Raw genomic sequence first — 22,193 nt, 5'->3', positions numbered from 1 at the left:
CGTTCTTGGATAGGAGGAGGAAAACAGAATGAAGATCACGGTCTTAACGACATCCCATGCGGCCATGAAGGATTTATCGTTCATATATAAGAAGAAGTGGGATGCATCTTTGCGCAGTCGCCTTTCATTATCTGTATTTAATATAGAAGGAACCTTGTCGGAGGCACAGTGGAGCTGGCTCGAGACAGCCGTAAATCAAGCGGATTTTATCATCCACGATCCGCACGGCAGCCCTGCCCGGACCGTTTCCCGTATTCATGACCTTTGTATCGGTCTTAAAGCGGAGCAAGTGATTGTAGGAGGGGAAGGGGAGCGGCTTAAGGATTTATATAGGCTGGGTTCATTGAGGTATCACGATCTTGCCGGCGCAGGCCATCGTGGACATCCGTCAACAACCTCAAGTGGACATCCTTCTACATCTTCAATATCGACCGAGCAGCAAGATAATCTCAGGCATCACCGGACCTTGGTCGCATATTGGAGAAATGCAGGGGTTCCCAATTTACACCATATGCTTGGCTACATTGCCACCTGCTTCGGAAAGGAAACGGATTGGCCGCCGGTCGAGCCGCCCTTTGCCCTGAAGTCGCTGAGCATCTATGATCCCTCTAACCCGCAGTCATTTGAATCCTTGGAGGCCTATCGGGCGTCCATGCCGGCCCGTGAGGATGATCCAACAGTTGCCATACTTTTTATGGGTCACAGCTACCCGCTCCACACCGGAGATATCGTCAGCAGCATGATGCAGAGCATTCGAGAGTTTGCCAATGTTCTTCCTGTCGTATTCACTTCTTTGTCGGATGTTGAACCGAATCGGCTGCGAACCTTGCTGATGCATGGGGGCGTTCATGGAGGCAAGGTAGACTTGATCGTAAACTTTGTTCCGTTCCGCCTGGGTGCCGGACCTACGGGGGGAAAGAGCGATGAAATCCTGGCGTTACTAAAAGAAGTGGACGCTCCGATGTTCCATCCGTTTTTCCTGACGCGCCGGGAACGGCAGGAGTGGGAAAGCTCCAGACAAGGCTTGACGCCTTCCGAATTTCTGGTTCAAATGATGCTGCCTGAGCTCGACGGGAGCATTGAGACGCATCCGGTTGCCGCGTTATCCAGCCTTGGATATGACGAGGACATGCGGTTTGATGCCAAAGAGCTCCGTATGATCGAAGATCGAGCGCAGCGGGTGGTCGGTCGTGTAAAGCGGTACCTGAATCTCCGATCCAAGAAGCAATCCGAGAAGCGAATCGCCATTATCGGCTATAACTACCCTCCAGGGGAAGGACATCTGTTCCAGGCCTCCTTTCTGGATACCTTCGAATCGATATCCCGCATCCTCACGGCGATGAAGGCGCATGGTTATGATACCGAGACATACTCTGGTTTCGAATTGAAAGAGCGTTTCATACAGGATGGAACCATAAATTCCGCAGTGTGGTCCAACGACAACTGGCCCGATCATCTTCCGACTTATAAAAATACATCGTATGAGCAGAGCAATCAGGTCTTGAATAAGCGGAAGAGAGAGCTTGTTCAACAGTGGGGCGAAGTGCCAGGCGACATCATGACGACCGAGGACGGCGATTTCAAAATTCCCGGCCTTCGGATCGGCAACTTGTTCATCGGTATCCAGCCTAGCAGGGGCGTACATGAGCATCCGGAGGCTGCTTACCATGATAAAAGTCTCCTTCCGCACCATCAGTATTTGGCTTTTTACCAATACCTTCGTGATGAGTTCAAGGCTGATGCGATCTTGCATGTGGGAACCCATGGTACGCTTGAATTTTTGGAAGGCAAAGAAAGCGGCATGTCGGGGGATTGTTTACCTGATGCATTGATTCGGGATATTCCGCATTTTTACGCGTATTATGTCGGCAACCCCTCCGAAGCCATGATTGCGAAGCGAAGATCCCATGCTACCTTGATAGGATACCAATCCCCTCCATTCACAGTATCCGGGTTATACGGAGAATACGCCGGCCTGGAAACACTGCTGCATCAGTATCGGGAAGCGGAACAGCTGAATCCTGCACGACTTCCTGATCTGTGGGAGATGTTGCAGGAGCAGGCAGCTGCGCTTTTTCTTGAATCCTCTAGTCTTGAATCGCTGGAATCCGAGCTGTACCGAATCCAAAGATCCATGATTCCTGATGGCCTGCATATATTAGGCGAGGGGTATACACATGAGCAGGCGGCGCAGCATATGAGCATGATTTTTGGCCATGAACGGGGAACCTACGGATCGCTGCAGAGATTATATGCGCATTCGATGGGCTGGGATTATGATGAGCTGCTGGAAGCCCAGGATATCCGCAGGCTGCGAACGCTGGATGAGTATGTGGAGAAAGCTGTGTTAACCTTTGTTCAAACCCGGGAAGTTCCTGAACCACCGCAAGGATCAGCCGATCAACAATCACAATGGCAGAACATTTGGGAGCTCGGCTTAAAGGCTTATCAGTCTACGAAGGCAGATCTGGAGCTTACGAATCTTCTTAGGGCCATGGACGGTAAATATATGCCGGTTAGTCTTGCAGGCGACTGCTTTCGGAATCCCGAGGTTCTGCCGTCCGGAAACAATCTGGTACAGTTTGACCCAAGGTCCATACCAAGCCGTGCAGCCGTTGCGAGTGGTTGGAGGATTGCGGAGAACACCTTGAATTTGTATGATGCAGCGCATAAGTCATATCCGGAAACATCCGCGCTGGTTATGTGGGGCTTGGAAACGTCCCGGACACAAGGGGAGACGTTGGGGCAGATTCTGGCTTATCTAGGCGTTAGAGTTAAGGACCAGGATCACCATAAGCAGGTGGAATATGAAATTATTCCGCTATCAGAGCTGAAGAGGCCGCGACTGAATGTCCTGGTCCATATCTGTGGATTTTTCCGCGACATGTTCCCGGACCAGCTATCAACGCTTCACCGTCTCTTTAAAGAAATTTCTGAGCTGGAGGAGCCGGTTGATCAAAACCGGTTCAAAAAGCATTCGGAGAGGTTGTATCAGCAGTTACGCAGCGCCGGGGCAGAGCATGACGAGGCTTGGGACTTGGCATGTGCCCGCATATACGGGCCTGCCGCAGGAGAATATGGAACCTCGGTCACAAAGCTGATCGAGACCAAGCAGTGGGAAGAAGAAGACCAATTGGGCGCAGCTTTCATGAACAGCCTGAAGCATGTGTACAGCTCCGATTACAGGGGCAAGGATATGTATGATTTGTATGCGGCGAACTTGGCTGCCGTTGATATTGTTTCACAGATTCGGAGCAACCATGAACATGAAATTACCGATCTGGATCATTATTATGAGTTTTTTGGAGGCTTGGCGAAATCGGTAGAAATCACCAAAGGCGTCAAGGCGGAAATATATATTAGCGATACCACGCGGGAGCAAATCTTAACTGAAGAAGTAAGAAACTCTGTCCATCGTGGAGTACGAACCCGTCTGCTCAATCCCAAATGGATAGACGGTTTGCTAAAGCATGATTATCATGGAGCCCAGAAAGCAGCAGACCGAGTAGAAAACTTGTTGGGGCTTGCAGCGACGACCAACCAAGTAGACTCCTGGATTTTCTCAGCGGTTCATCATGAATATGTGGCCAACGAACAACGCAGCAAGCAAATGTCTGAAAATAACAGCTGGGCCTACTCTGGTATGTTGGAAACGCTGCTAGAAAGTCATCAACGGAACTATTGGAAGGCGACAGAGGAAGAATTGAACATGTTACGGGATCGTTTTTTGGAGCTTGAAGGAGAACTTGAGGGTCCTCACGATTAAGAAGAATGACTTATAGCAAACTGTTTGTATACTAACGCCTCCGGGCAGACAATGTGAATGTCTGCTTGGAGGCTTTTTTAATCCCTACGTGTTCATGAGGGGGGAAGTGTTGACATATTATAAAATTGCAAGTAGACTTTAATTGTAAATATTACGATTAATCAAGGTCTTCTCGATTCTTTTTTCGATAATTAATCGTAATTATTACAATTAAGGAAACTGATATCTTGTTTAGCCTGAATAAAGGGGCCTTGTATGGATGACAAGTGACTTTGATATCTCAAGGGAGAGTGAATAAATGGAAAAGACGTTACATAAATGGTACGAAGAGAGTTTCGGCAAGGATTATTTGCTAATATACCGTCATAGGGATAGACGCCAGGCTGAAAAAGAAGTATTTAGAATGATGGAGTGGCTGAAGCTTCCATCTCAAGGTAAAATCCTCGACCTATGTTGTGGTATGGGGAGACATGCAATGTCACTTGCACGTGCAGGCTATCGCGTAACAGGTGTGGATCTTTCCTCGGAGCTGCTCCAGGAAGCTAGGGCCTCCGACCCTAATGAACTTGTAAATTGGGTTGAATGCGATATGCGGGCTTTACCAGAAAGTAAGATGTTTAAGGAGCGATTTGATGCCGTTGTCAATTTATTTACCTCATTTGGTTATTTTGAAGAGGACAGCGAGCAGTTAACGGTGTTACGGCAAATCCATAAGGCATTGAAACCGGGAGGGCGGTTCATTATCGATTATATAAACGCAGAATACACAACAGATCACCTGGTTCCTTTTTCGGAGCGGGTAGAGGAGGGAAACCTCATCTCGGAAACCCGCCGCATTTTAAGCGGTTTCGTTATGAAGGAAATTGTAGTTCAAGGATCTAACCATCTTACTCGTCGATATTCGGAACGCGTCAAGCTATATGGTCCAGAGAAATTGGAAGATATGCTAAAAAAAGTCGGTCTTACATTGGATATAATTTACGGAAATTATGATGGACAACATTATGATAAGAGGCATTCACCGCGAATGATTATGGTTGGTCATCGAAAGGAAAGCGTAGGTTAAAGGAATGCTTAAGAGTATTTATTTTTCATGCTAGATGTTCATTAATCGTAAATATTACATTTAAAATTCCGGAGGAGACACACTTTGTTTATTCAAATAAAATTCTTGTCGAACGTTATCATTAGACTCGCATTTGCAATGATTCTAACTTTGCTTATAGCGGGATGTTCGACAACCAATAATGATGATGCAATTGTAACAAATCAAGAAAGTCAACAGCTGAGTTCACAAAAAGATACGGAACTAAAAAGTTGGACCTTTACCGATACAAGTGGCAAAGAAATTACACTAAATATCCCGGTTCAGAAAACCGTCGTTATTAATCGAAATACAGCAGAAGCCATTAAACTGTTGGGAGCGGAAGACCGCGTAGTGGCCACTGGTGACAATACGATCAAACACAATCCTTATCTTGGCTTTGACAAATTGCCAGACATTGGAGAAACGGAACAGGTAAATTTGGAGGCGATACTTAGCTTAAAGCCTGAAGTGGTATTCACCTACACGAATCGGCCTGATCAAAAACTGGAGGAAAAGTTGGAGCCGGCTGGCATTAAGGTCGTACGCATGAACAATTACTTGCCAGAGCAGACGGATATAGAATGGAAACTGCTGGGTAAGCTGTTCGGTAAAGAAGAAAGGGCCGCTAAATTTCTGGAATGGAGGCATGAAATTGAAAGTATTCCGGCAAAACGAATTCAATCTATAGATACAAGTGAGAAAAAAAGTGTTCTGGCACTGTCAGCCGGTTTTCTCAACTCCAATGGCGGCTATCGAGTTTTTCCAAGCCAGTCACTGGATGGTAAGACCGGCGTAGGTGAAGGTTACGCCACAATTTTGGCGGGTGGAAAAGATGCAGCCGATCTACAATGGAATCCTGCGGAGGCTTCCACAACGATCATGGTCGATGAAGAATATGTGCTCAAACGAAATCCTGATGTCGTTACACTACATGGTACTTGGCTAGGTGGGTACGAAACGATGGATGCCAAACCGCTTGATGAGGCGTTCGCCAATATCATGAAAATTTCATCCTTGAAGAAGTTGAATGCAGGCAAAGACAGGGAAGTTTATTTTTTTCATACTAATTTTATTGGTTCAGACAAACGATATATCGGTGTTTTGCAACTTTCCAAGTGGCTGTATCCTGACCTATTTGAAGATGTTAATCCTGAAGCATATGCCAAGGAATATTTTGAAGAATGGCTGGATGTTCCTTATCAAGGGATTTGGTACTACTCGTTTAAGGAGACGGAATGATGGAAAAATCAATCCATCACAACGATATCCCATTGGAGTCGATGTCCTCAGATCGTCAAATGGAATCGATTTACCGTGGTAGATCATTACGTAAGCTCTTGCTGCTCATATTGCTTCTGATCTTATTGATCATTACAGCAGGAGCAGCGATCACCAAAGGCTCGGCGACGGTGCCCCTTCAAGAGCTCTGGGCAATGATGACTGGCGCCGGTGCTGACGAAATGAATGTGTATATCGTACGTGAGGTTCGGCTCCCCCGAGTCCTGATGTCTGTGGTGACCGGTATATCGCTGGCCGCAGCGGGTACGATCATGCAGGCATTGCTGCGTAATCCTCTAGCCGATCCGTTTACCCTGGGGGTTTCAAGTGGAGCAGCCTTCGGAGCCGCACTTGCGATCGTGGCGGGCACTAGCGTATTCGGTATGAACCTCGTTCACAGCGGACCATGGCTGATTGCTTTTAACGCTTTTCTCTTCGGGTGTTTGGCAGTAGGAGTTGTATACGGTATTGCTCGTATGAAAAACAGCTCAACTACGGTCTTGCTACTCGCGGGTGTAGCGATTGGTCAATTATTCTCGGCCGGCGTATCGGCTCTTAAGTATTTTTCCAACAACGATGCGCTTAAAGATCTGATTATTTGGTTAATGGGGGGGTTCTGGGGCTCCGGTTGGCATGTGCTGGAAATTCTCTTGCCGCTGTCCGCCTTTGCGCTATTAGTCTTGATGAAATATGCATGGGATTTGAATGCTCTCATCTCCGGGGAGGAGGTAGCACTCACGCTCGGAGTGAAAGTGAAGCATATACGCTGGGTTTGCTTGGTGACGGTGACGCTTCTGGCATCAACAACCATTGCTTTTACAGGCATTATCGGTTTTATCGGGCTTGTTGCCCCGCATATCAGCCGAATGATAATCGGTACCGACTATAGATATTTATTACCGTGCTCTTGCTTGATCGGCGCCTTGCTCTTGCTTACGTCGGATACGGTGGCGCGGCTGCTCCTTACGCCGATTGAAATCCCCGTTGGAATTGTAACATCCTTCTTCGGCGCACCATTTTTCATCTATTTACTGGTCAAGAAGCGCCGGGAGTATTGGACCTAGGAGGGGGAAGTCTTGTTTTTACAAATAACGGGTTTGTCATTTGGATACCGTTCAAACTCCATATTACGAAATATTCACATGAATCTGGAAAAGGGCCGGGTGGTCAGTATTGTCGGTCCTAACGGCGCAGGGAAGACGACATTGCTCAAAAGCATCGCTTCCATTCTTCCGCCTAAGAAGGGAACGGTTTGGCTTAGGGGAAAAGACGTATATTCCCTCAAACCCAGAGATTTGGCTAAAATTCAAGCTTACGTTCCTCAGCATACGGCATCCGGTTTTCCGCTGACTGTCATGGAAACGGTCATGCTCGGGCGAAAGCCGTACATTCGATGGGGAGTGTCATCAGAAGATCTTCATATTGTGGGCACCCTCCTGTCCGACCTTCATCTGGATCACTATACAACGCGTTATCTGGACGAGCTAAGCGGGGGAGAGCGGCAAAAAGTTTGGATAGCCCGCGCGTTGGCACAACAGCCGGATTTGCTATTACTGGATGAGCCGACTTCAGCACTCGATATTCGCCATCAACTCGAAGTGTTGGAGCTAGTACGCAAGCTCTCAAAACATTCGGGCATCCTAGTGATCCTGATTTTACACGATCTAGAGCTGGCTGCTCGGTATTCGGATGAAATATACATGCTCAAGGACGGGGAAGTGTATGCTTCCGGTCGACCTGAGGAGGTGTTTACCTGTACAAATATGGAGACGGTTTACGGCGTAAAAGTGGAGGTTGCCTCTGCAAAATACGGATTGAAAATGACTGCGGTTGAGCCGGTATGGACTTAACCGAGTGAGGAATAGAGGGGGAAACTAAATATGTATCACGGCGTCCGCTTTGATATGAATTTTAAGCAGCTATGGCTGGAAGGGATGAAGGATTGGAACGGCAATCTGCCGGAGCGAATGAGCGACGATGCCAAGGAGGAATCCTTCTGGGAAGGATTTATTCCCAAAAAAACAGATGCATTGGATGACTATGCAGCTGATATTCGGCGAGAGCTTCTTCAATTTATCGAGCCTACCGATGACGTCTTGGAGATTGGACCGGGATGGGGGAACTATACCTTTGCTGCTGCTGATAAAGCATCCTCGCTTGTTTGCGTGGACAGTTCACGTAGTGTACTCAATCATTTAAAGAAGGATACCAAGCGGCAAGGTCACCAAAATATACGGTTCATTCATTCTAAATGGGAAGACTCTGTACCAAAAAAACAGTTTGATGTTGTTTTTGGGATCAATTGTTATTATCGGATGCAGGAGATCGATCGGGCGCTTCTAAATATGAATAACTCTTCCAAACGGTGGGCGATTATCGGGCTGACAACCGGGCCTGAAAAACCACATTTGTGGGAGATCCATCAAGAGCTTGGTTACAAAGTCAAATTTCAGCGACGGGACTATATCTATTTAACCAATCTTCTGTATGAACTTGGTATCGATGTAAATTGCAAAATTGTAAATTTGGAAAGAATCTATCGCTATGAGAATGAAGAACAGCTGCTGAAGGACAATTTAGGCGTTATTTTGGAAGCTAACTATGACCGAAAAGCAACGGAAAAGATTCTCAGACAGTTTGTTACGGAAGAGAACGGCATTTTGTTGTACAAACATCGTTTTAAGGCAGCGCTTCTCTATTGGAGGCCCGAAGAGATGATTTTCAAAAAAAATTAGCGCATGTGGTTTGGTTATAAACTCACTGAGGGGCTAATTTCACCTGCACTCCAATCACTACATATGACATTTTCCTTCTTTCTTGTTAAAATAAAAAGATAAGTCTTTTTCAAAACGGAGCGACGGTATTTTGCTGGATGTTTTGTATACTGAGGAAGGGAACGTATGTTTATGAAGGAGAACAAAACCAAAGTTAAAGATATGTTGAATACCATGGCGCGAAATGGATGGAGAGTGACGGAACAACGAAGAACATTAGCCCAAATTTTCGCCGATCACGATGGCTATTTATCGCCCAAAGATGTCTACGATCAAATGTCCGTTCATTACCCAAGCATGAGTCTGGATACAGTTTATCGTAATCTTCGTATGTTAAGTGAGATGGGGGTTTTGGAACATTTCTACTTTATGGACGGAGGTTTAAAATTCAAAGAGAACTGCCTGACTCACCACCATCATCATCTGATTTGCGTCAATTGTGAAAAAACGCTTCCCTTTGACTACTGCCCAATGGATCATGGTCTTGAATTACCTGGGGACTACAGAGTCTTGCGACATCGATTTGAGGTCTATGGGATATGTGAAGTATGCCAGGCACTGGAGAAAGAAGAGACTATGGAATAGAAGAAATGATATTCATTAAGCATGGTCCCGTCCGAGGAACCATGCTTTTAAACTTGTTGTGGTGGGGAGTCATCATTCTTATACTGATTAATAACTTTGCGCAATGCCTGCCATCCCATTAGCGCACAGTTATGCCGAGCCCTAAACGAATGAACCCCTAGTAACGAAAGTGATTCTTCCAGGGCCTCATCTTCCGGGGAGATCCCGATCGTGATCATGGAGGAGAACAGACGGGTGAGATTTTCCGCCTCCTCTAAAGACCGTCCTTTAACAGCTGATGTCATCATGGAACAGGAGGCCATACTAATGGAGCACCCGTTACCTTCAAACTTAATATCATGGATCTGCCCTTGATCGACTAGTAGATATAATACAATCGTATCCCCACATGTGGGGTTTTTATAAAATAATCGAATGGAAGACATGTCGTTTATTTCACCATAATTTCGGGGATGTCTATAATGATCGATGATAAGCTGCTTATAAAGTTCGTCCATTTTCAATTCCATCACTCTCCCTGGATAGTTACAATTAGGATTAATTATTTTTCAACAAAAAACCTGATGAATATAATAGACCTCTCAGCTGGAAATGGCACAGACCTACGGCTGAGAGGTCTTTTTGGTTAAATCGATTATGTCTTAAGTGGCTACACAACCAGCAAACTGTTCATGGAACCAGTTCTCGTCAAGATTTCGACCGATCACCACGAATTCGCTGGTTGGCACTTCATCTGGTCTCCAGTCCCTGTCAGGATATGAACTGAACAGCATATGAATGCCCTGAAAAACGACTCGTTTCTTGACTCCCTTAATGTTGAAAACGCCTTTATATCGGAATGTGTCTACGCCATGGTCTACCAACCATTCATTGAGAAAACGTTCGACTTTCTTTAAGTCGAGAGGTCGAGTTTCCCGAAAGAAAATAGAGGTTACTTCATCGTCATGTTCATGATCATGCTCTTCTTCCAGAAATCCAGGTTCGATCTCCAGCTTCTTCTCTAAATCAAAAGCACCTATCCCGAGAATTTGGTTAATGTCAATTTTGGACTGCTGGGTATGATATAGCTTGGCTGCCGAGTTCATGGTACGAAGGCGACGTTCCAACCTCTGTAGTTCGTCTTCTGAAACAAGATCCGTTTTGTTCAGCAAAAGTACGTCAGCAAAGGCGACTTGTTCCTGAGCTTCATGTCCGTCGTCCAAATGCTGCTCAACATGCTTTGCGTCCACAACCGTAACAATCGCATCCAGCTTATAAAAATCAGCTATTTCAGGGTCGACAAAGAAGGTCTGCGCAACCGGGCCAGGATCTGCCAAACCTGTCGTCTCGATGAGCACACGTTCAAAATCTGCTTTGCGATCACCATTACCCAGCTTCGCATCCCTAAGCTGATTAAGAATACGAATGAGATCACCTCGTACCGTACAGCAGATACAGCCATTGTTCATTTCAAAGATTTCTTCATCCGCTCCTACAACAAGTTGGTTGTCGATACCAACTTCACCGAACTCATTGACAATGACCGCTATTTTTTCGCCATGCTCCGCTGTTAATACATGATTTAGTAAGGTCGTTTTACCGGCTCCGAGAAAACCTGTCAGTACCGTGACGGGAATACGTGGGTCGGTCTGTTGAATTGACATAAGAATCACTCCTCGAGACAGAAATCTTAATTGTAAATATTACAATTAAGACAAGTATAGAACTCCGTTTTTCTTTTGTCAAACAGCACTTTGAAAACTTCTTCAGATTCATAACAAGATCCAATTAAAGATTGAAACATACTTTATACGTGTGTATAATCGTAATAATTACAATTAAGACAGGGTAGGTGTTCAACCTCCTCAGTAATATGTATCGCTAGAGAAGGAGATGTTCTATGACGACTTGGAATTTAAATGAGACTCGCTGTCATTTACTTATATGTAATGGCGGTAGTTGCATGAAGCTGAATGCCGAAGAAGTGACGGAAGCAATCCGGGATGAAATTACTACGCTAGGAGCTGACAATTTCATTCATACTACACGTACTCGGTGTAATGGTCGATGTGCGGACGCTTGTGTCGTAATTGCTTACCCAGAAGGAACATGGTATAAATCTATAACCCCTGACCTTGGCAGAGAGCTTGTGCGAAGACATCTTTCAGGAGATTGTTTGGAGGAGCTCAAGGTATATTCGTTTGACAGCAAATTCATTGCGTCTGGTCTTTCCGTTAAAGGTAAAGATAAAGCTCCAGCGGCTGATAATTAAAAAATATAATGACTTTAAGAAGGTGATATGGGTGAAAAAGGTTCCTGTTGTTGTTTTGTCTGGTTTTCTGGGGAGCGGTAAAACGACATTACTATCTAAATTGCTAAATTTTTATGAGAAAAAAGGAGTGCGTCCTGCCATCATCATGAATGAAGTTGGCGATGTCAACCTGGATGGTCAGCTTGTAAATGAGGATGTTCCGTTGCGAGAAATGTTAAGTGGTTGTATCTGCTGCACAATAAGTGGTGATTTGGGAATGGAAATCCAAAAACTGGTGCAGGAATCGTCGCCAGATCTAATCATCATTGAAGCTACTGGTGTGGCGAACCCGATCGATATCTTTGAGGCGGTAACAGAGGCAGCACTATTGATTCCAATTGATATCTACGCGATGATTACAGTGCTAGATGCCGGACATTTTCAACATTGGTATCGGAAAGGGTCTGGAAAGACCTATCATCTCATGAGAGATCAAATCCGATGTGCATCCGTTTTACTGCTCAACAAATCGGATCTTATTCATATTTCAGACTTGAACGAGCTGAGAAAGATTATTGAATCAATAAATCCTAATGCATTACTATATGATACCGTTCATTGTCAAATCGATTATTCCGTGTTGGATACAATTTTTCTAGAAGATACTTTTCCTATTTCTCTTGAGGAATCATATCAAGAGAATACACATCAGCAATCTGTATGTAACCATAGTCACCATGATCAGCATTCTCAAAATGCCGCTCATGTGCATCATCATTCTTACGATCACGTTATGGTTTATACGCATTACTTTCAAAATTACATAGACAGGAGTGGTTTTGAACAAATCATAAGAGAACTTCCAGAGAGCGTTTACCGTGCAAAAGGCATTTTTACGGAGGCAGGTACCGGACAGCGTATGTTGTTTCAATTCGCATACAGGCAGTTAGAACTTATTCCGATTAATCCGCAAGGAAAGGTTCAAGATGTAGCTGTATTTATAGGAGAGCAGTTTCCTAAGAATGAGCTAAAAGGGCTGTTGGAACAGTGTGTAACCTGCAGTGCCAAATAAATAACCAGGTAGGGATATTATGACAATGAATAAAAAAGGAGATTCTCTTTTACTTCCATCGAAACATGAACGACTTCAATTATTTGGTACAGTGGATCCGGTCAAAGGAAAGAAACCCGTGGTCAAGGAAGAAATGCAGGATATACAGAATAGCAGAAACGATTTTTTGTTTGAATTGGAGCAGGTTGGAATCGATAATTTGAAATATCCTATTGAAGTTGTGTCTTCCATAACTCCTCAAAGATTTTCGAGTATTGGAAATTTTCGACTCTCGACATCTCTCGAAAGGGAGAATAAAGGAATTAATATGAGCCGGCTCATTGAACAACTTCAGAACAGTAGAGAATTGGGACTCAGTGACAAAATTCCTGATCTCATTGAGTTGACGAAACGTCTTTCGAAGAGAATGGACCAAAGGAAAGCTGAATTGAAAGTATCATATCCATGGTTCTATGAACGTCAGGCACCAGTAAGTGGGTTAATGGGTTTAAGCCATTCCCAAGCATCCGTTACTGTGAAATGGGAGACTGGCAATGTAGCTGTTCTAAAAGCCCAATTGGAGATACAAATTACGACATTATGTCCTTGCTCAAAAGAAATTAGCGAGTATAGTGCCCATAACCAACGTGGTTTATTACGCATTGAGGTGGAGGGCTACGATGGTGAGTCACTTCCCGAACAGTGGAAAGAAGAGCTTTTGGAAGCAGCAGAGAGCAATGCAAGTAGTTGCCTACACCCGATTTTAAAGCGCCCAGATGAGAAACATGTTACAGAGCATGCATATGAAAATCCGCGTTTTGTGGAAGATATTGTTCGGCTTGTAGCGGCGGATCTTTATGAAAAGGACTGGGTTCGTAATTTTAGTATCGATTGCCGTAATGAGGAATCCATTCATCAACACGATGCAGTAGCGCGTATTGTGTTTGACAAACTCAAGCAAATTAAAGTTTACCCTGACACTGAAAACGTATGAGAGCAACGAGGTGTGATTATAGTTGACGAAATAATACTAGCGAAATTAGTTTGATGGTGATCATACTCCGTAATACCTCACCATGTAAGCATATGTTGTCGCCTATAATCGTAATAATTACATTTAAGTGCCTATTAAGGAGGAGAGAGTGTTGAATAAGGAACAGTTGTATAACAAATGGTGGAATGCGCCAACCGAGAGCGAACAACTGATGGAAGAAAGTCATCGAACCTTCTGGAATAAGATAATCGATAAAATTCTTGAGAAGGAAAAGATCAACGATTTTTCGGTGTTGGATTTCGGGTGTAATCAAGGAGGATTTCTCAGGTATCTTTATTCACAGTATCCTTTCAGGGAAGGAGTGGGTACAGATCTAGGAAAGGAATCAATTCAGGTTGCTAATGAACGCAAAGGGGATTTACCCCTTCAATATGAAGCTACGGCATCCCCTGAGCAGTGGGGTCATCGCTTTGATCTTGCCGTCAGCACAGCTGTAATTTACTTAATATCCGACCTTCAGGAGCATGCATATAAAATCAAAGCTGCTTTAAAGCCCGGGGGAGTCTACTATGCTAGCTATAGTGATTACAGCAAGAATCCAAGCCTCCCTTATATGCGCAAGAAAATTGACAGTAACAGTATGCTACCTATGAATCTTCATGCACTGGATGATATTGCTTCAGCCTTCTTTTCAGAAGGTTTTGAAGTAGGTATTACACGGCTGACTCCCGACATGTATGTTCAGCTTTCCAACAAGGAACGTTTTTTCAGAAACGTCCGGGACCGAATTCAATATGAATACGAAGAGGCCTATTTATTTCGCTTTGTAGCACCAATCTAGAAGAAAGAAAGGACGTTTTTGATCAAATGAAAAACCATGGGTTAGGAGTCAAGAAAAAACTGGTGTTGTTCCTCGCTGTCATATTCTTGGCGGGCTGTTCCAGCACTGGAACCCAATCTGTAAGTCAGGGAGCCACATCGTCCGACAAAGCGCTTACTTTGGCATGGCCTAATGATATTGGTCCGCTCAATCCGCATTTATATGCACCAAGCGAGATGTTTGCTCAGTCCATGATCTATGATTCGCTAGTTACTTATGGTGAAGATGGAAAAATCAAACCCAGTCTAGCAGAGAGCTGGGACATTTCCGAAGATGGACTGACTTACACCTTCCATCTTCGCCCAGGGGTCAAGTTTTCCGATGGCACAAGTCTGACAGCCGATAATATCATTCGTAATTTTGATGCCATAATGGCAAATAAAAGTCGGCACAGTTGGATCGGTATCATGAAGCATATCGATCACGTTAAAAAAGTAGATGATCTTTCCGTACGTCTGCTCTTGAAGGATTATTATTATCCTGTTCTTCAGGATCTGTCCTTTGTTCGGCCGTTTCGTTTCCTGGGAGAGGCTGGTTTCCCCGCTGACGGGAAAACATCCGAAACCATTGTTAAGCCGGTAGGAACAGGGCCATGGGCGTTAAAAGAGTACAAAAAAGATGAATATGCGGTTTTCAAGCGCAATGAACATTATTGGGGACAAAAACCTAAGCTGGAGCAAATAACGGTCAAAATTATTCCGGATCAGGAATCCATTGTGCTGGCTTTCGAAAAAGGGGATATCGATTTGATATACGGACGAGGCGTCATCAGCAGAGACAGCTTCCTTCACTTGAAAGAATCCGGCAAGTACGGCGTCTCTCTTTCGGATGGCCTGACGACCCGTGCGATTATTTTAAACACGCTGAAAGGGGCAACTTCGGAACTGCCAGTTCGCCAGGCCATTCAATACGCAATTGACAAGGCTTCGATGATTGAAAGCGTGACGAAGGGAACGGAGCTTAACGCTGAAACAGCTCTCGGGAGAAATATTCCGTATGCTAACCTGGATCTGAAGCCGATTGAGTACGATCCGGCTAAAGCGGGCAATTTATTGGATGAAGCTGGATGGATAATTGATCCATCATCGGGAGTGAGAATGAAAGACGGGAAGCCATTGGTATTGAAGTTTGTTTATATTAGCACGGAAGCGGTTCAGAAGCAGATGGCTGAAGTAATCCAAGGTGATTTGGCTAAGGTAGGAATTAAGGTGGAGATTCAAGGCGTTGAAGTCATGCTTGGCTTGCAAATGCTTAAAAGCGGAGAAGCCAATATGAATTTCTGGTCCAGCTACGGAGCGCCTAACGATCCACATAATTTTGTTACTGTAATCGCGAATCCAACGGCTGACGGAATTTTTGAAGCCTTCTCAAACCTGCCTCAGAAACAGGAAATGGACCAAGAGATTAATAAGGTTCTTATAAGCAAAGATGAAGAAGAACGAAGAAGTATGTATGCTGATATTTTATTCCAGATTCACGAGGAAGCAGTATTTTATCCTATTTCGTATGAGGCCAATATTGCACTTTACCAAAAGAAATGGATCGGAGTTGAACCAACCGCTTCAAAGTACAAGTTTCCTTTTGAATCCATTGATCTGCGGCCATAGACGGAGAAGTTAATGCGGAGATTTGTTTGGAGACGACTATCTGCACTCCCTTTAATTCTCATAGGGGTATCTGTGCTAACTTTTCTGCTTGTCCGACTTGTACCGGTAGAGCCTGCTGAGGTCATCCTTCGACAATCTAACCTGAATGCAACTGAAGAAGCGATTGCCGAGGTGCGTTCCCAGCTTGGATTGGATCAACCTTTATATATCCAGTACTGGATGTGGATCTCTAATATAGTGAAACTGGATTTTGGAGTATCTTATGTAAGTAAACTCCCGATCTCTTCAGAAATCGCAGAGAAATTTCTAGCTACGATACAATTGGCGTTGTCGGCCATGCTACTTACGGTGATGATCAGTTTACCACTCGGCCTTCTATCATCATTGTTTCCCAATCGTTGGATCGATCGAGCTACCGCCATATTTATCTATGTCGGGACTGCCATCCCGCGGTTTTGGTTAGGCTTCATCCTCATATACTTTTTTTCGCTCAAGCTGGACTGGCTGCCTTTCCAGGGAAAAGGTGGTTTAATGCATTTACTTCTTCCATCCATTACGCTCGCGCTTGCCCAAACTGCAGTGTTCACCCGTTTGTTACGCAGTCGGCTACTCGATCAATTGCGAGAGATTTACGTGCTATACGCAAAAGTACGTGGGCTGAAGGAAGGCTTCATTCTTATTCATCATGTGTTACGTAATGCGTTTTCACCTTTGCTTGCAGTAATGGGAATTAGCCTGGGGAATATGCTAGGGGGAACGGTTATCGTAGAGCAAATGTTTAGCTGGCCAGGCATGGGCCGATACTTGATTGAATCCATTTCTAATCGTGACTATCCGGTGATCCAGTGTTATGTTTTGCTTATGGCTGTTGTCTATGTCTTTATAAATTTATTGGTCGATTTACTACAACGATGGATTGATCCAAGATTGGAACAAAGCGAGGAGCGTGGGATTGACAGATGATTTCGATTACATCGGGAACTCGCATTTCTCTAAGGATCCGCCTGGGACTTGCTGGTGCAGGATTTTTATTCTTGATTTTCATGGGGGTTGCCGGAGCATTGGCTCCTTGGATTGTCCCCCATGATCCTTATCTGGTTGATTTATCAATCCAGTTTAGCCCGCCCTCTTGGACATACCCTTTGGGGACAGACCACTTGGGCCGATGCATTCTTTCCAGGCTTCTTATTGCGATACGTTATTCTTTGGGTGGAGCACTCATTGTTGTAACATGCAGTGTTGTTTCAGGAACGGTGATGGGTGCTTTTTTCTCTTTAAAAGGAGGGTGGCTGGATCGTGCCTTCATAAGGTGTTGCGATATTTTTCTTGCCTTCCCGACACTAGTGTTAGCATTTGCACTTGTAGGCGTGTTGGGTTCCGGGTTCTCAAATTTGCTGATAGCCATGATTTTTTCACAGTGGATTTACTATGCACGATTCGTTCGGGGGATTGTTCTGTCGTTGAGAGAGAGCGATTTCGTCCAAGCAGCCATCGTGTCTGGTTCCAATTATCTGCAAATACTATTGAAACATATCCTTCCGAATATCGTTATTCCTGTATCAGTGCTGGCGCTGCTGGAGACGGGAGGCGTCATCCTCGACATGACGGGACTAACGTTTCTGGGGCTGGGAATACAAGCACCACAAGCGGAATGGGGCATGATGATCAATGAAGGGAAAGACTATGTGTGGCGCCATCCTTTGCTTATGATGTATCCCGGATTAGCGATTTTGCTTTCTGTTATTGCCTTTAACCTAATCGGGGACAGACTTCGAACGTTGTACGATCCCAAGGAGAAATTATGATACAAAACGGTTTATCAAGAGAAACAGCTTCATCCATTAAAATCGAGCAATTATCCGTCGAAATGAAGAAGGGATATCACAAACGGGTTGTCGATCACGTCAATCTATCAATTTCCGCGGACAGCGTACTTGGTATTGTGGGGGAGAGCGGCAGCGGTAAAACCACATTATGCATGGCGCTTATGGGACTTTTGCCCGAAGAATTTCGGATTACGAAAGGTCATATCTGGTTCAAGGAAGCGGATATTGTTGCGCTCTCAGCTAGAGAACACCGAAGGCTTCGAGGAACAACATTCTCCATGATCATGCAGAATCCAAGGGTTGCGTTTAATCCGCTACGAACCATAGGTGCACACATGATCGAAACGTTTAGGACTCATATGAAATTGAATAAACGAGAGGCCTCCCAATTAGCGGAAGAGTATCTGATTAAGGTCGGCCTGCCTCGTCCTATGCAGATTCTGAAGCTGTATCCGTTCCAGTTGAGCGGGGGCATGCTGCAGCGAGTGATGATCGGAATAACGATGGCTATGAAACCGGAATTGATCATTGCCGATGAGCCGACAACCGGTTTGGATGCAAGCAATCGCAAGCTTATTTTGAATGAGTTGACAGTCTTAAGGCAAGAGACGGGGGCGGCCATTGTAATCGTTACGCATGATCTTGACGTAATTGCTGAAATGGCTGATTCGGTGGCAGTTATGCAGAAAGGAGAAGTTGTTGAATTGGCACCTTGCAAACAGCTGTTTGATTCGCCTAAGCATGAATACACCCGACGTTTATTGCATGCCAGAATAGACTTTAGGCCTTCGCTGGATTGTTAACCTTTAGATAGGAGGCATATAAGATACGAATGAATGTTTTAGAAGTAAGTGAAGTTTCTAAAACGTATCAGCTGGAATCTAGAAGCCCTTGGAGCAATGGAAAACGATTCTGTGCGGTTAACCGAGCTTCGCTCACGATTAAAGAGGAGGAATGTGTCGGTCTGGTGGGTGAGTCCGGATGCGGTAAAAGCACTTTAAGCAGATTAATTCTGGCACTGGACCAGCCGGACTCCGGCGAAATATTCTTCATGAGTAAAAAATGGAACAAAATGAGTCAAAAGCAGCGGTTTCCATATCGTAGATACATGCAAGCCGTTTTTCAGAACAGCTTGTCATCCATGAATCCGAGGTTAAAGGCGGGAGACATTGTAGTCGAACCCTTACTTAACTTTGTCAAAATGGATAGAAAAGAAGCAAAGGCGCATGCTCGCATGTTGCTGGATAAAGTAGGTCTTGATCCTGTGTCTATTGATCATTATCCCCATCAATTTAGTGGTGGACAGCAACAGCGTCTGGCGATCGCACGTGCGATCTCAGTAAACCCAAAATTAATCGTACTGGATGAAGCCATCAGTAGCCTGGATGTTATTACGCAATCCGCGATTTTGTCTTTGTTGAATGAATTGAAAAATAGTTTCGGTATCTCTTATCTGTTTATAACTCATGATATTAAGGCCGCGTGTTTTTTCTGCGACCGTTTGCTGGTTATGCAGGAAGGTACAATTGTTGACGAGGCAGACGCCAAAAAAATCGAACAGTTTTCACACCCCGCTGCTTTAAAATTGCTTAATTCAATGTTGGTGATGCATCCAGAGGACAGGGTCTGAATCTGATGCGATTTCGTCAAATACGAAACCAGTGGTGATTAAATGAAATTTTCCAAGGCGACGAATTATGCTCTTCATACGATGTTGTTTCTAAGTATATCACCTCTAGACAAACCAGTAGGGGTTCAGCAACTCGCTGAAAAGCAGCGAGTATCACCATCATACTTATCTAAAATACTATCTAACCTGGTTAAGGCCGGAATGGTTGAATTGACTTCTGGCGTTAATGGAGGTTATAGGCTTAAACGTGCAAAAAAACAGCGGAAATGTGGGATGTCAATACAGAGTAGATAGAATATATTATATCTGTGCTTTATTGAAAGGTTGTGGCCGGGCACCAACCTTCCTTCAAATAATAAACGCATAACGAGCCTTCGAGAAATTCTCTAAGGGCTCGTTTTTAGTGTATTTCAAATGATAGATGATCAACTTACCGGTATTACTAATCCAGTAGGTTGTTAAAATTGTCAACGTAAGGGTAGACATAAGGAGTCTCCGGAGCATCGATCCGTTGAATATATTTTCCATCCACTTTCACGACGTCAAGATTATTGTAGTTTGTTTTTCCGATTGTTCCCGTTATTTGAACCCATGTGTCTTTCTGCAAAGTGGCAGCAGCATCATCTTCAACGATGATCCCGTAGGGAGTGGCGTCAGCAGAACAACATTGGACGGCCAACCTGGAGAGGATAAACTGATTAGCGGCCATATCGGGTTCCCGATAGACAAACCCTGTAAGCTCAACCTTCTTTCCGGTAAGAGCGTCAGCGTATAGACTGAAAGTTGTTAGGTATTCCATAAAACCAGTGTCATTTACGGTGATATAAGGAAGCTCGTTGATTTTCTTGCCAAACTCCGCAAAGTCCTCTAAATGCTCATATTCGGGAAACGGTTCAGGTTCCATCGGAATTTCTTGTTCAGCATCGAACGAATCCATTCCTTCGGGTTCATCTGACGGAACGTCTTTTTGCAACTCCGCATCCAGTCGAGCGGGGGTTAAATTCATCCCTTTTATCGAAGCGACATTACTAGCCATGATGGTATTGGGAAGGAGAACTCCCAGCAGCAACGGAAAGATGAACAATGAATAAATCCCAACATTCCATTTAAGGGATTTCGGCGGATTGCATTGGCACTCACACATGACACTGCGTTTTCGGGCAGTTTGCATGGCCAGGTATGATTGACTAACACTGAGAAGAAAAAGCCCGACTGCAGCTAACTGGATAAAGATTTTCATTCTGGGTGCAATATAATACATTAACGTCCCCGTCTTGACGAGATAGACAATAAAACATAAAAAACTGAGCAGGATGATCGCCCGTATCCAATAATGGACGGCTTCATTTCGCTGATGTTTCACTTAATACACTTCTCCTTCAGAACATCATTTGTCCAAGCGCAATCGAGAGAATAAATACGATAACGCTTGTAAGAACGATCAGAAATATGACAAAGCGTTTGTTGAAGACAGACAGCAGCATCAATGTACTCTTGAAATCTACCATAGGCCCAAATACAAGGAAGCTGATGATAGAGGATGCGGAGAATGTCTGCAGGAATGAAGAAGCTACAAAAGCATCCGAAGTAGAGCAAATCGACAATATAAAGGCAAATACCATCATGAACAGATGGGAGCTTAACTCACCTTGTCCAAGTTGAATGAGAAGTTCTCTGGGGATAAATGACTGAATAGCTGCCGTTATAATAGAGCCGATAATCAGATATTTCCCCATGTCAAAAAACTCGTGAGCGGCATGATCCATCATGGAGAGGAATTTGTTCTGGGACTGTCCGTGTGAAGCGTCATTTGCATTGGAGAGACGGGCGGTTTGAGCATTTTTCAATGGATTGCCCGATACAAATTTATAGACGACAAGCCCTATGATCAAACCAACGACCAAAGCCAGGCCCATTCGGGAATAGACGATCTCTGGCTGTAAACGAAAGGCTTGGTACGTTGAGGCATAAACAACAGGGTTAACGATCGGTCCAACCAGTATAAAAACAATCCCGATATAAAGCGGCATCCCCATCACCATGAGTCTACGCACAATAGGGATCATGCCGCATTCACAGACCGGGAAGAGAATGCCTAGCGTACAGGCGAATATAATGCCGAGGACCGGATTTTTCGGGCAGAACCGAGCGATCCATTGTTCTGACAGGAACAGCTGCATGAGTGACGAAACAAATACACCGATCAGGATATATGGCAATGCCTCCAATACGATGCTGATCAGCATCGTTTTAAATGTCTGGATTTTGTCCATATTGGGGACTGGAAAACTTAAGTTTGAGATGACGTCTGGAAATAATGCAACATAGATGATACTTAGAACGATTACGACAAATACCAGATTGAGTCCGGACTTTGAAAGCCACTTACGCAAAACAGTTCCTCCTATTTATAGACAGCTGCTGGAGAAGTGTAATAATGTACCGATTTTCATATATGTATTTCACCTAATACGTAATAATTATC

General features: G+C 44.5%; 20 protein-coding genes and 1 pseudogene. 17 read left to right on the top strand and 4 right to left on the bottom strand.

Annotation, left to right across the window (positions count from 1 at the left end; genetic code table 11):
• The first annotated feature begins 28 nt into the window (after positions 1 to 28).
• From MKX98_RS15980 to MKX98_RS15950, 7 genes are all read left to right on the top strand, one after another.
• Positions 29 to 3,766: a cobaltochelatase subunit CobN gene (locus tag MKX98_RS15980; protein WP_339224063.1), complete on the top strand. Its 3,738-nt coding sequence runs from the start codon at positions 29 to 31 to the stop codon at positions 3,764 to 3,766.
• Between the two features lie 298 nt (positions 3,767 to 4,064).
• Positions 4,065 to 4,832, top strand: coding sequence for a methyltransferase domain-containing protein (locus MKX98_RS15975; RefSeq protein WP_339224061.1), 768 nt, complete (start codon positions 4,065 to 4,067; stop codon positions 4,830 to 4,832).
• Between the two features lie 84 nt (positions 4,833 to 4,916).
• Positions 4,917 to 6,092: an ABC transporter substrate-binding protein gene (locus MKX98_RS15970; RefSeq protein WP_233354877.1), complete on the top strand. Its 1,176-nt coding sequence runs from the start codon at positions 4,917 to 4,919 to the stop codon at positions 6,090 to 6,092.
• Positions 6,089 to 7,195, top strand: coding sequence for an iron ABC transporter permease (locus MKX98_RS15965; RefSeq protein WP_233354876.1), 1,107 nt, complete (start codon positions 6,089 to 6,091; stop codon positions 7,193 to 7,195). The genes MKX98_RS15970 and MKX98_RS15965 overlap by 4 nt, the downstream gene beginning before the upstream one ends.
• A 78-nt stretch (positions 7,196 to 7,273) precedes the next feature.
• On the top strand, positions 7,274 to 7,981 hold the full coding sequence (locus tag MKX98_RS15960) for an ABC transporter ATP-binding protein (protein WP_339224058.1): 708 nt from the start codon (positions 7,274 to 7,276) through the stop codon (positions 7,979 to 7,981).
• Between the two features lie 30 nt (positions 7,982 to 8,011).
• Positions 8,012 to 8,866, top strand: coding sequence for a class I SAM-dependent methyltransferase (locus tag MKX98_RS15955; RefSeq protein WP_194542656.1), 855 nt, complete (start codon positions 8,012 to 8,014; stop codon positions 8,864 to 8,866).
• A 165-nt stretch (positions 8,867 to 9,031) separates the two neighbouring features.
• Entirely contained in the window at positions 9,032 to 9,490 is a 459-nt protein-coding gene (locus MKX98_RS15950; protein ID WP_194542655.1) for a Fur family transcriptional regulator, read from the top strand.
• A 47-nt stretch (positions 9,491 to 9,537) separates the two neighbouring features.
• On the opposite strand, the gene sufU is transcribed toward MKX98_RS15950, so the two are convergent.
• Together sufU and MKX98_RS15940 are read right to left on the bottom strand one after the other, a co-directional pair.
• A complete protein-coding gene (gene sufU, locus MKX98_RS15945; protein WP_233355104.1) occupies positions 9,538 to 9,987 on the bottom strand; it encodes a Fe-S cluster assembly sulfur transfer protein SufU in 450 nt (149 codons plus the stop codon).
• 144 nt (positions 9,988 to 10,131) lie between these two features.
• Positions 10,132 to 11,133: a GTP-binding protein gene (locus MKX98_RS15940; protein ID WP_194542653.1), complete on the bottom strand. Its 1,002-nt coding sequence runs from the start codon at positions 11,131 to 11,133 to the stop codon at positions 10,132 to 10,134.
• Positions 11,134 to 11,369: 236 nt separating this feature from the next.
• Between MKX98_RS15940 and MKX98_RS15935 the strand changes: the two genes are divergently transcribed.
• The 10 genes and pseudogenes from MKX98_RS15935 to MKX98_RS15890 form a co-directional block, all read left to right on the top strand.
• Positions 11,370 to 11,741 carry a (2Fe-2S) ferredoxin domain-containing protein gene (locus MKX98_RS15935; protein WP_259445283.1) on the top strand — a complete coding sequence of 124 codons (372 nt, stop codon included), beginning with the start codon at positions 11,370 to 11,372 and terminating at the stop codon, positions 11,739 to 11,741.
• Positions 11,742 to 11,763: 22 nt separating this feature from the next.
• Positions 11,764 to 12,792, top strand: coding sequence for a GTP-binding protein (locus MKX98_RS15930; RefSeq protein ID WP_339224460.1), 1,029 nt, complete (start codon positions 11,764 to 11,766; stop codon positions 12,790 to 12,792).
• 25 nt (positions 12,793 to 12,817) lie between these two features.
• Positions 12,818 to 13,765, top strand: coding sequence for a GTP cyclohydrolase FolE2 (gene folE2, locus MKX98_RS15925; protein WP_339224056.1), 948 nt, complete (start codon positions 12,818 to 12,820; stop codon positions 13,763 to 13,765).
• Between the two features lie 148 nt (positions 13,766 to 13,913).
• A complete protein-coding gene (locus tag MKX98_RS15920) occupies positions 13,914 to 14,606 on the top strand; it encodes a class I SAM-dependent methyltransferase (RefSeq protein ID WP_233354874.1) in 693 nt (230 codons plus the stop codon).
• A gap of 26 nt (positions 14,607 to 14,632) precedes the next feature.
• Positions 14,633 to 16,252: a nickel ABC transporter substrate-binding protein gene (gene nikA / locus MKX98_RS15915; protein ID WP_339224052.1), complete on the top strand. Its 1,620-nt coding sequence runs from the start codon at positions 14,633 to 14,635 to the stop codon at positions 16,250 to 16,252.
• A gap of 72 nt (positions 16,253 to 16,324) precedes the next feature.
• Positions 16,325 to 17,215: a nickel ABC transporter permease gene (gene nikB / locus MKX98_RS15910; protein ID WP_339224050.1), complete on the top strand. Its 891-nt coding sequence runs from the start codon at positions 16,325 to 16,327 to the stop codon at positions 17,213 to 17,215.
• The gene (locus MKX98_RS15905; RefSeq protein ID WP_339224048.1) at positions 17,212 to 18,057 is read left to right on the top strand and encodes an ABC transporter permease subunit; all 846 of its coding nucleotides are present in this window, start codon (positions 17,212 to 17,214) and stop codon (positions 18,055 to 18,057) included. Before nikB ends, MKX98_RS15905 begins: the two co-directional genes overlap by 4 nt.
• Positions 18,054 to 18,881 carry an ABC transporter ATP-binding protein gene (locus MKX98_RS15900; RefSeq protein WP_339224047.1) on the top strand — a complete coding sequence of 276 codons (828 nt, stop codon included), beginning with the start codon at positions 18,054 to 18,056 and terminating at the stop codon, positions 18,879 to 18,881. The genes MKX98_RS15905 and MKX98_RS15900 overlap by 4 nt, the downstream gene beginning before the upstream one ends.
• 29 nt (positions 18,882 to 18,910) lie before the next feature.
• Positions 18,911 to 19,708 (top strand): dipeptide/oligopeptide/nickel ABC transporter ATP-binding protein, encoded by a 798-nt coding sequence (locus MKX98_RS15895; protein ID WP_194542644.1) that lies wholly within the window; start codon positions 18,911 to 18,913, stop codon positions 19,706 to 19,708.
• A gap of 42 nt (positions 19,709 to 19,750) precedes the next feature.
• Positions 19,751 to 19,957, top strand: a pseudogene (locus MKX98_RS15890) (Rrf2 family transcriptional regulator); the annotation flags it as partial.
• A gap of 193 nt (positions 19,958 to 20,150) precedes the next feature.
• On the opposite strand, the gene MKX98_RS15885 reads toward MKX98_RS15890, so the two are convergent.
• Both MKX98_RS15885 and MKX98_RS15880 read right to left on the bottom strand, forming a co-directional pair.
• Entirely contained in the window at positions 20,151 to 21,071 is a 921-nt protein-coding gene (locus MKX98_RS15885; RefSeq protein WP_194542642.1) for a TIGR03943 family protein, read from the bottom strand.
• Between the two features lie 16 nt (positions 21,072 to 21,087).
• A complete protein-coding gene (locus MKX98_RS15880) occupies positions 21,088 to 22,101 on the bottom strand; it encodes a permease (RefSeq protein WP_339224045.1) in 1,014 nt (337 codons plus the stop codon).
• Positions 22,102 to 22,193: the final 92 nt, after the last annotated feature.

The organism is Paenibacillus sp. FSL W7-1332 (assembly GCF_037969785.1).
In the GTDB taxonomy this organism is placed as follows: Bacteria; Bacillota; Bacilli; order Paenibacillales; family Paenibacillaceae; genus Paenibacillus_AQ.
Note: the sequence above shows the minus strand (reverse complement) of the source record. Positions and strands in the feature narration are given on the sequence as shown.

What these genes read in the sequence shown, in the direction of transcription:
- MKX98_RS15975 (WP_339224061.1), top strand. Translation starts at nt 4,065, where the DNA reads ATGGAAAAGACGTTACATAAATGGTACGAAGAGAGTTTCGGCAAGGAT.
- MKX98_RS15905 (WP_339224048.1), top strand. Translation starts at nt 17,212, where the DNA reads ATGATTTCGATTACATCGGGAACTCGCATTTCTCTAAGGATCCGCCTG.
- MKX98_RS15965 (WP_233354876.1), top strand. Translation starts at nt 6,089, where the DNA reads ATGATGGAAAAATCAATCCATCACAACGATATCCCATTGGAGTCGATG.
- MKX98_RS15955 (WP_194542656.1), top strand. Translation starts at nt 8,012, where the DNA reads ATGTATCACGGCGTCCGCTTTGATATGAATTTTAAGCAGCTATGGCTG.
- MKX98_RS15960 (WP_339224058.1), top strand. Translation starts at nt 7,274, where the DNA reads ATGAATCTGGAAAAGGGCCGGGTGGTCAGTATTGTCGGTCCTAACGGC.
- MKX98_RS15895 (WP_194542644.1), top strand. Translation starts at nt 18,911, where the DNA reads ATGAATGTTTTAGAAGTAAGTGAAGTTTCTAAAACGTATCAGCTGGAA.
- folE2 (WP_339224056.1), top strand. Translation starts at nt 12,818, where the DNA reads ATGAATAAAAAAGGAGATTCTCTTTTACTTCCATCGAAACATGAACGA.
- nikA (WP_339224052.1), top strand. Translation starts at nt 14,633, where the DNA reads ATGAAAAACCATGGGTTAGGAGTCAAGAAAAAACTGGTGTTGTTCCTC.
- MKX98_RS15935 (WP_259445283.1), top strand. Translation starts at nt 11,370, where the DNA reads ATGACGACTTGGAATTTAAATGAGACTCGCTGTCATTTACTTATATGT.
- sufU (WP_233355104.1), bottom strand. Translation starts at nt 9,987, where the DNA reads ATGGACGAACTTTATAAGCAGCTTATCATCGATCATTATAGACATCCC.
- MKX98_RS15940 (WP_194542653.1), bottom strand. Translation starts at nt 11,133, where the DNA reads ATGTCAATTCAACAGACCGACCCACGTATTCCCGTCACGGTACTGACA.
- MKX98_RS15900 (WP_339224047.1), top strand. Translation starts at nt 18,054, where the DNA reads ATGATACAAAACGGTTTATCAAGAGAAACAGCTTCATCCATTAAAATC.
- MKX98_RS15950 (WP_194542655.1), top strand. Translation starts at nt 9,032, where the DNA reads ATGTTTATGAAGGAGAACAAAACCAAAGTTAAAGATATGTTGAATACC.
- MKX98_RS15980 (WP_339224063.1), top strand. Translation starts at nt 29, where the DNA reads ATGAAGATCACGGTCTTAACGACATCCCATGCGGCCATGAAGGATTTA.